The following is a 9,186-nucleotide window of genomic DNA, read 5'->3' as shown; positions in this document are numbered from 1 at the left end:
TGCGTCGCCGAGGTTGGCGAGTGCGAGCTGGCCGGTGACCTCGCCGGTGGCGGGGTTGGTGACCGGTGCGGTGGTGGTGGAGGTACCAGCGAACGGCTTACCGTCCACCCAGTGTCCGATTACGTTGCTCATGAGTGTCCTTGTCCTTTGTAACTGATGTCAGCGGTGCCGTGCGATGTAGTCGTTGATGGTCTTCAGCTGGTAACGCGACACTTCGTCGGCGTTCTCGTTCTCGCCGAACACGCTGGAGACCATGACGGTGTTGTCCTTGTCGTAGAACCCGAGCTTGCTCAGGCCGCCGAAGAACTCGTCCCAGTTGACGTCGCCATCCCCGATCTTGAGGTGCTGGTGAACGCGCACTGCATTTCCGGGCGGGTTCGTGATGTAGCGAAGCCCGTGCGAGCGGTGGTGGTCCATCGTGTCCGCGACGTGCACCAGACGAACGAGATCGCCTGCGGTCTCGAAGATTCCGGGCAGATCGCCACCCATGTGGAACTGGTGGCACGCGACGACGACCATGCCGAAGTTCTTGGAGTTGATGCCGCGGATGACCCGGATGGCAGCCTGTCCGTCTTCGACGAAATCGTCGGGGTGCGGGTCGATGCGAACGTCGATACCTTCACGTTCGACGATCGGAACCAGTTCCTCCATCGAGCGGTAGAACGCTCGCTCGGATTCCTCCGCCTTCTCCGGGCGTCCGCTGAACTCGGTGTTCATGACGTTCACGCCGAGGTCGACGGTGATCTGAATGGCTCGCTTCCAGTACCGAACTGCGGCCTCGCGCGCATCCTCGTCCGGGCCTGCCCAGCGCAACACGGGGAGCACGGAGGCGATGCCGACGCCGGCATCCTTGCAGGCCTTCTTGAACTTGGCGACCAGGTCGTCGTCGGCCTTCGGGTGGTTGTAGAACGGGATCATGTCGACGTGCGGGGTCAGCTGCAGGTACTCGTAGCCGAGGTCGGCTACGACGCGGGGCAGCTCCAGCAGCGAGAAATCGTGATGGAACGGGGTGGGATCGAGTGCGATCTTCATGGTGTCGGCTTGGTCCTAGTGTTGTCAGTTGCCGGACGGGCGGAGGAAGGGGCGCTGGATCTTCTTCCACTTCTCGTAGGTGGCGTACGCGGTCTGTGTCGATTCGAGAGTCGAGGTCGCGCTGACCGGTACGTCCCACCACGATTCGGAGTCCGGTGCCGCGATCAGCGGATCGGTCTCCACATGGATGACGGTGGACGTTTCGCTCGCCTTGGCGGCCTTGACCGCGTCGGTGAACTCGTTGCCGTTGTTCACGCGCACCACGTCGACACCGAGGCTGGCTGCATTGGCAGCGAGGTCGACCGGCAGAATGCCGCCCTGCAGTCGTCCGTTCTCGGCGCGGTAGCGGTAGTCGGTGCCGAAGCGCTGGGAACCGAGCGATTCCGACAACGATCCGATCGACGCGAACCCGTGGTTCTGCACCAGGATCATGATGACCTTGACGCCTTCCTGCACGGCGGTGACCAGTTCGGTCGCCATCATGAGGTAGGAGCCGTCACCGACCATGATGAACACGTCGCGGTCGGGCTCGGCCATCTTGGCGCCGATGCCGCCCGCCACCTCGTAGCCCATGCACGAGAAGCCGTACTCGACGTGGTATCCCTTGGAATCCCTTGTGCGCCAGAGCTTGTGGAGATCTCCGGGCATCGAGCCTGCTGCGCAGACGACGACGTCGCGCGGGTCGGACAGCGTGTTCGCGAGGCCGATGACCTGGTTCTGGTTCAGAGGTGCGGTGGAATCCTCGATCTTGTAGACCGAGGAAACCGTGTCGTCCCACTGCTGAGTGAGCTCGGAGACGAGAGTGCGGTACTCGGCGGGAACCTCGTAGTCGCCGATGGCGTCGATCAACGCCTCCAGGGCCTCGCGAGCGTCGGAGACGACGGAGATGCCGCCCTGCTTGACCGAGTCGATCGACGCGACGTTGATGTTGACGAACCGAACATCGGGGTTGTTGAACGCGGTGCGCGATGCAGAGGTGAAATCGCTGTAGCGCGTACCGATCCCGATGATGACGTCGGCGTCGGTGGCCAGCGCGTTGGCAGCGGTGGTGCCGGTGGATCCGAGAGCGCCGACGGACTGCGGGTGGTCGTACTTCAGCGAGCCCTTGCCTGCCTGGCTCTGGCCGACCGGAATGCCGGTCTTCTCGCACAGTGCAGCGAGTGCATCGGTGGCGCCGGAGTAGATCACGCCGCCGCCCGCGACGATCAGCGGCTTCTTCGCGGTGCGGATTACCTCGGCCGCTCGCGAGATCACGGACTTCTCGGGCAGCGGGCGTGCGACGTGCCAGGTACGCGGCGCGAACAGCGACTCCGGCCAGTCGAATGCCTCGGCCTGAACGTCCTGCGGGATGGCGACGGTGGCGGCACCGGTCTCGACGGGATCGGTGAGCACGCGCATTGCACCGAGCAGTGCGCCGGGCAACTGCTCCGGGCGCCACACGCGGTCGAAGTAGCGGGAGAGAGGCTTGAACGAGTCGTTGACCGTGACGTCGCCGCTCGACGGCAGCTCCAGTTCCTGCAGCACCGGGGCGCTCGCGCGGGTGGCGAACGTGTCGGCAGGCAGCAGCAGGACCGGCAGGCGGTTGATCGTCGCCAGAGCAGCGCCGGTCAGCATGTTCGTCGAGCCGGGTCCGACGCTGGCCGTGACGGCCCACGCCTGGAGACGATCCTTCTGCCGTGCGTAGGCGACGGCGCTGTGCACCATCGCCTGCTCGTTGCGTCCCAGGACGTAGGGGAGTTCCGGCTCGGTGCCGGCTTCGACGGCGTCGATCTCGGCCTGCAGAAGCGCCTGGCCGAGGCCGGCCACGTTGCCGTGTCCGAAGATGCCGAACGCGCCTGCGAAGAACTTGGTGCGCACGCCGTCACGCTCGACGTACTGGTTCGCCAGGAACTTCACGGTTGCCTGGGACACGGTGAGATGTACCGTGCCTTCGGTGTTTTCGGTCTTGCTCGCCGAAATCGGTGCGGTGGACACCACGGTCATGCTCCTGTCGATGCGGAGTTGAGGGGAAGGCGAGGATCGACGGCCTGGTCTGCCCAGGTGCCGCGGATCCAGGTGTGCTCGGGGTCGTCGACGATGTTCCATGCCCGTTCGCGGCCCGGACCGGCCATGACGTTCAGGTAGTACATGTGGTAACCCGGTGCAGCGACGGACGGGCCGTGGTAGCCGTGCGGAACGAGGACGACGTCTCCGGTACGGACCTCTTCGAGGACCTCGATGGGACGTGCCGGGGTTCCGTAGACGCGGTGGTAACCGAAACCGTTGCTGCTATCGGGGCCCGGTGCGATCTCGAAGTAGTAGATCTCCTCGAGGGCGGACTCGTGCTCGGTGTTCTCGTCGTGCTTGTGGCCCGGGTAGGACGACCAGTTGCCACCGGGGGTGATGACCTCGCACGCGATGAGCGAGTCGGCTTCGAAGGTGTCGGCGGTGCCGAAGTTGTGAACCTGCCGGCTGCAGTTTCCTGCGCCGCGCAGTTCCACAGAGATGTCGGCTGCGGGGACGTAGCGGAACGGAAGCTTCTTCTCGGCGCGGGCGCCGCACAGTGCGAAGCGTCCGCCGTCGCGGCTTTCGAGGGTGTACGCCGAGTCCTTGCCGACGTACGCGAAGTCGGACGGGCCGTCGAACACCGACGCACGGCCGGCGAGGTCGAACTTGGTTCCCTCACTGGTGACGGTGGCCGATCCGGACAGCGGAACGACCATGATCTCGTCGGGGCCGGAACTCAGATCGATCGACTGACCGGCTGCCAGTGTCACAGTCCAGAGACTCGATTCCGTCCAGCCTGCGGACTCGGGCGTCACGGCGACGTCGAAGCCGTCCTTGCTACCGGATCCAGCTGCGATGTAGTACTCGGAATTCATCGACTCACCTCACCATGTTCACAGCGGTGGCAACGGCGCCTGCGACATCGCCGTCCTGGGGGTACAGCAGGGTGCGTCCGACGATCAGACCACGGACGGCCGGGATCTCGAGCGCCTTGGCCCAGCTCGCGTACGTCTCTTCCGGTGCGGTCTGAGGATCTCCACCCAGAAGCAGCGTGGGGAGCGTCGTGGCGTCCATGACGCGCTCCATCTCGTCGACGACGGGGAGCTTCATCCACGTGTAGGCGGACGTCGAACCGAGGCCCTGCGTGATGTGAATGGACTTGATGACGGCGTCGGCACTGAGATCGTTCTTGACGCGGCCTTCGACGCGGCTGGACAGGAACGGCTCGACCATGGCGATGAGCTGACGCTCGGCGAGCTCGTCGATCGCCTGGGCGCAGGCGGTCATCGTCTCCAGTGTTCCTGGATCGTCCAGGGCGATGCGGGTGAGCATCTTCGCGCCGTTCATCCGGGCCTTGGCGGTGGATGCGGCGGTGGCGCCCGTCATACGGTCGTCCAGTTCGAACGATGCGCCCGCGAGCCCGCCACGGTTCATCGACGAGAACACGACCTTGTCTTCGAGTGCGCCGAGGAGCACCAGGTCGTCCAAGATCTCCGAGGAGGCGAGGACACCGTCGACGCCGGGGTTCTCCAGTGCGGTGCGCAGACGGTCGAGCAGCTCGGTGCGGCTGTTCATCGCGGTCATGTTGGATCCGACCGACAGTGCGCCGCGGGCGGGGTGGTCGGCGGCGACGATCATGAGCCGGCCGTTTCCGCGGATGGTCTCACGCGTGGCGCGGGTTGCCCATGCTCGTTCGATGGCCTGCGGGTCGCTCGCACGAATGGCAGCAATTTCGGCGTAGCTGGACGCTGCAGGTGCAGGGGTCAAAGTGGTCTCAGACATTGGCGGCCTCGGTCTTCTTCTCTTCTGTGGCGGAATCTTCTGCGAGAGCGGCGACCTCGGCCGCGGTGGGCATTGCGGTGGAGCACTCGAGCCGCGAGGCGACGATGGCGCCTGCAGCGTTTCCGTATCGGAGGATCTTCTCGAGCGGCCAGCCACCGAGCAGTCCGTGGCACAGCGAGCCGCCGAAGCTGTCTCCTGCACCGAGGCCGTTGACGACGTCGACGAAGTTGGGGGGAACGGTGACGGTTTCCGATCGGGTCTTGCCCATGACGCCCTTCGGGCCCATCTTGACGATCGCGAGCTCGACACCGAGGTCGAGGAGGGCGTCGGCGGCCTTGTGCGGGTCCGTCTCGCCGACGGCCACCTCGCACTCTTCCTTGTTCCCGACGGCGACGGTGACGTGCTGGAGCGCCTTCTGGACCTGTTCGGTTGCGGCTGCGGTGGTTTCCCAGAACATCGGCCGGTAGTCGAGGTCGAGAACCGTCAGTGGTGCCCGGCCGCGTGCCTCCCAGGCTGCGAAGTGCGCGCTGCGGCTCGGCTCCTCCGACAGTCCGGTGACGGTGGACCAGTAGAGGCGTGCGTTCTTCACGGCTTCGACGTCGATGTCTTCGGGTCGGATCTGCAGGTCGGGTGCGGACGGCTTGCGGTAGAAGTACAGCGGAAAGTCGTCGGGCGGGAAGATCTCGCAGAAGGTGACCGGTGTCGCGTACTGCGAGTCGGTGACGACGAACCGATTGTCGACACCGAGTCGGGCCAGTTCGCCTGCGACGTATCGGCCGAACGGATCGTTGCCGACGCCCGAGATCAGAGCCGACTTGTTGCCCAGGCGTGCTGCGGCGACGGTGACGTTCGCTGCGCTACCGCCGAGGAACTTGCCGAAGGTCTCGACCTGTTCCAGGCCGACTCCGGTCTGCAGGGGGTAGATGTCGACGCCGCTGCGCCCGATGGCGAGGACGTCGAAGGCCGTGGTGTTCGCATCGGCTGAGGTGGTCAAGATCGACTCCAGAGGGTATTGGGGACACAACTTGCGAGGTGCTACGCAGGAAAGCCTGTCTGCTATTACTGTGCTTCAGACCACAGCGTCATGTCAATACTTTGTCCTGACATTCTTACTTCCAGTCATGCCGATGTTAGTGTTCGCCTACACTCTCGATCAAGCTGGGCGTGGATCTGCTCGCCCTTCGAGGAGATATGGAGAGCTGGACTGTGACTGCGTCCAACGTGTCCGCAGGCGAAACCGGCACGCCCCCCGTGGGGTCGTCGGTCGCCACGCCCTTGTCCGTCGAGCTCGACAGGGGCAGCCCGGTACCTCTCTACTTCCAGCTCGCGCAGGCGATCGAAGCCGCGATTCTCGGTGGGCAATTGGCTCCCGGGGACCGGTTCGAGAACGAACTGGCCCTGGCCAAACGGCTGAACCTGTCCCGTCCGACCACCCGCCGCGCCATCCAGGAGCTGGTCGACAAAGGCCTGCTCGTACGCAAGCGTGGCGTCGGGACCCAGGTCGTGCAGAGTCCGGTGCACCGCCCCGTCGAGCTGACGAGCCTGTTCGACGACCTGGCCCGCGCAGGCCAGAGCCCATCCACCAAGCTTCTCGACTATCACGTCGGTATCGCGACGGACGAGGTCGCGCGTGAGCTCAACATCTCCGACGACACCGAGGTCACGACCATTCGGCGACTCAGGAGTACCAACGGCGAGCCGCTGGCGCTGATGACCAACCATCTGCCCACGGCCATCGCTCCCGACCCGGACGAACTCGAGACGCACGGTCTCTACCAGTCGCTGCGTACGCGTGGAGTGCACATCCGGCTCGCTCGGCAGCGCATCGGCGCCAAGGCCGCGGACCGCGACGAGGCGCTGCTGCTGGACGAGAAGTACAAGGCCCCGCTCCTCACGATGCACCGCACCGCGTTCGACGACTCCGGCAGTGTCGTCGAGTTCGGATCGCACGCCTACCGGGCGTCGCGGTACTACTTCGACACCACGGTGGTCGACCGGTAGTACGTCAGCGCGGCGCCGCTGTCGAACCCCGAACCTGCAGGCTCGGGGGGATGAGGGTGAGCGTGCCCGGTGCGGCGGCGTCCGAGATGCGGCCGACCAGCGACGTAGCCGCCAGTCGCCCCAGTTCGTAGGTGGCGTTGTCCACGCTGGTGAGCCACACGTGCCGTAGTCCGGCGAGTGAGGTGTTGTCGTAGCCGACGATGGAAATGTCGTCGGGCACGGAGATCTGCCGTTCCTTGCAGGCCGTCATCGCGCCGATGGCCACGATGTCGTTGACGGCGAAGATCGCCGAGGGTGCGTCGGTACCGTCCAGAATCGCCGACGCGGCGGCGTACCCGTCGTCCTCGGTCATACCGCTCGGGACGACCGAGGCGAACCGGTCCAGTCCGTGCTCGGCCATGGCAGCGCGGTAACTGGCGGCCCGAATGTCCGCGACTGCACCGGTTCCGGCGAGATGAGCGATTCGGGTGTGTCCGAGTGCGACGAGGTGATCGATCGCGAGTGCGGTGCCCATCGCATCGTCGTTCGCGACGACGTCCACGCCGGGCAGATCCAGATCGCGGCTGGCGACCACGACCGTCGGAATGGTGCGAGCCGCCTCGAGGATCGTGGGGGTCGGTGTCCGGGTGCCGACGAGCGCGAGGCCGTCGAGGCGCAGATCCATGAAGCTTCGGACAAAGGACGAATCGGAGCTGCGGTCCAGCCTGCCGTCGGCGAGGAACATCTTAAGGTCCTGTTCTTGCAGAACCGAGTTCATGCCTTCGAGGCAGTCGACGAACCAGGGGTTGCGTAGGTCGTTGAGAAGAACGCCGACGATGTCGGTACGGCGTTGGGTCAGGCTGCGGGCACTCAGGTTGGGGCGGTAGCCGAGCTCGGTGATGGCGTGTTCCACAGCGGCGCGTTTCTCGTCGCTGACCGAGCTGGATCCGCGGAGGACGAGCGAGACAAGAGATTTGGACACGCCGGCGTGGGCTGCCACGGTGCGGATGGTCGGCCTGCTCACTGCGCCGTCCTCTCCTCGTATCCCGGTGGTCCGGGTGAACGCTAGCAGTTCGGTGTTGACTCGACCGTCCTGCGTGGTTCACACTTTACATAGATTGGACCGGTCCAAAGCTGGCGTCCATTCGCCACCGTCCCCTTCACGTGAGTGGGAATATAGGCCCGGGCCTACATTCCCACTCACGTAAACGTCAGGAGAACAGCTCGTGAGCTCAGTGCAGAACATTCGCGTCGGAGTTGCCGGATTCGGCTGGATGGGCCGGGTGCACACCCAGGCCTACGCCCGCGTCCGGCATCACTACCCGGATCTGGCGCTGACGCCCGTGTTGGCATCCGTCGCGGACGAGGTTCCCGGGCGCGCCGAGGAAGCCGCTGCGCAGTTCGGTTTCGCCGACGCCACCACCGACTGGCACGACATCGAGAACGATTCGACCATCGGTGCAGTGTCGATCACGGCCCCGAATTTCCTGCATCGCACCATCGGCACCGCCATGGTCGAGGCGGGCAAGCACATCTGGATCGAGAAGCCCGTGGGATTGTCGTCCGACGATGCGCGCGCAGTCGCCGTCGCGGCGGACAAGGCGGGCGTGCAGACGGCCGTCGGCTTCAACTACCGCAACGCGCCCGCGGTCGAGGAAGCGAAGGCGCTCATTGCCGCGGGTGAGATCGGAACCGTCACCCACGCGCGTTTCCGATTCTTCAGCGACTACGCCGCACACCCGGACGGTGCACTGAGCTGGCGCTTCGAGCGGGCGCGCGGCGGCAACGGCGTCCTCGGTGACCTTGCCTCGCATGGTGCCGACCTGCTCTGGTACCTGCTGGGAGACATCGAGTCCCTCGTTGCCGACACCGCGGTGTTCGTCCCGCAGCGCGCCAAGCCGACCGGCGCGACCAGTGGACATGCGCTCGCCACGGGCGGGGAGCTGGGTCCGGTGGAGAACGAGGATTATGTCTCGAGCCAGATCCGGCTCGCGTCGGGTGCCCGCGCAACGCTCGAGGCGAGCCGAGTGTCGGTAGGGGAGCAGAACGCGTACGGCTTCGAGATCCACGGCACCAAGGGCGCTGTCTTCTGGGACTTCCGCCGGCTGGGTGAACTCGGGCTGAGCGTCGGAGACAAGTACCAGGATCAGTCCGTCCAGACGGTGTACGTCGGTCCCAAGCACGGTGAATACGGTGCGTTCCAACCGGGTTCGGCCTCGTCGATGGGCTACGACGATCTCAAGATCATCGAGGCCAAGCGGTTCCTCCAGTCGATTGCAGACGGCAAGCCCGCCGGTGCGACGGTGTGGGACGCCGTTCGTAGCGCCGAGGTGCTCGACGCGATGACGCAGTCGGTTGCTTCGGGCAGCTGGGTGACGCCAGGGGCGTGATGCCGAGATGTCGCCC

At 65.4% G+C, this 9,186-nt stretch carries 8 protein-coding genes; 2 read left to right on the top strand and 6 right to left on the bottom strand.

From position 1 onward, the window contains the following. Window positions 1–159: 159 nt before the first annotated feature. The 5 genes from CH289_RS26200 to iolC are packed head-to-tail and all read right to left on the bottom strand — an operon-like array spanning window position 160 to window position 5,794. On the bottom strand, window positions 160–1,032 hold the full coding sequence (locus tag CH289_RS26200) for a sugar phosphate isomerase/epimerase family protein (RefSeq protein ID WP_019666233.1): 873 nt from the start codon (window positions 1,030–1,032) through the stop codon (window positions 160–162). A 24-nt stretch (window positions 1,033–1,056) separates the two neighbouring features. Then, window positions 1,057–3,015, bottom strand: coding sequence for a 3D-(3,5/4)-trihydroxycyclohexane-1,2-dione acylhydrolase (decyclizing) (gene iolD, locus CH289_RS26195; protein WP_020112195.1), 1,959 nt, complete (start codon window positions 3,013–3,015; stop codon window positions 1,057–1,059). After that, complete coding sequence (iolB, locus tag CH289_RS26190) at window positions 3,012–3,893, bottom strand: 5-deoxy-glucuronate isomerase (protein WP_020112194.1); 882 nt, start codon at window positions 3,891–3,893, stop codon at window positions 3,012–3,014. The genes iolD and iolB overlap by 4 nt, the downstream gene beginning before the upstream one ends. 4 nt (window positions 3,894–3,897) lie before the next feature. Continuing rightward, window positions 3,898–4,800, bottom strand: a complete 903-nt coding sequence (locus tag CH289_RS26185; protein ID WP_020112193.1) for a Cgl0159 family (beta/alpha)8-fold protein — start codon at window positions 4,798–4,800, stop codon at window positions 3,898–3,900. Beyond that, the gene (gene iolC, locus CH289_RS26180; protein WP_019666229.1) at window positions 4,793–5,794 is read right to left on the bottom strand and encodes a 5-dehydro-2-deoxygluconokinase; all 1,002 of its coding nucleotides are present in this window, start codon (window positions 5,792–5,794) and stop codon (window positions 4,793–4,795) included. The genes CH289_RS26185 and iolC overlap by 8 nt, the downstream gene beginning before the upstream one ends. A gap of 197 nt (window positions 5,795–5,991) precedes the next feature. Between iolC and CH289_RS26175 the strand changes: the two genes are divergently transcribed. Then, complete coding sequence (locus CH289_RS26175; RefSeq protein WP_244164854.1) at window positions 5,992–6,801, top strand: GntR family transcriptional regulator; 810 nt, start codon at window positions 5,992–5,994, stop codon at window positions 6,799–6,801. A 4-nt stretch (window positions 6,802–6,805) separates the two neighbouring features. Here the strand turns inward: CH289_RS26175 and CH289_RS26170 are convergent, their stop codons facing one another. Further along, window positions 6,806–7,804 (bottom strand): LacI family DNA-binding transcriptional regulator, encoded by a 999-nt coding sequence (locus tag CH289_RS26170; protein WP_037181574.1) that lies wholly within the window; start codon window positions 7,802–7,804, stop codon window positions 6,806–6,808. A 211-nt stretch (window positions 7,805–8,015) separates the two neighbouring features. Between CH289_RS26170 and CH289_RS26165 the strand changes: the two genes are divergently transcribed. After that, a complete protein-coding gene (locus tag CH289_RS26165; protein WP_020112191.1) occupies window positions 8,016–9,170 on the top strand; it encodes a Gfo/Idh/MocA family protein in 1,155 nt (384 codons plus the stop codon). Window positions 9,171–9,186 lie beyond the last annotated feature (16 nt).

Source organism: Rhodococcus sp. RS1C4 (genome assembly GCF_002258225.1).
In the GTDB taxonomy this organism is placed as follows: Bacteria; Actinomycetota; Actinomycetes; order Mycobacteriales; family Mycobacteriaceae; genus Rhodococcoides; species Rhodococcoides fascians_E.
This window is presented reverse-complemented; position numbering and strand designations above follow the sequence as displayed.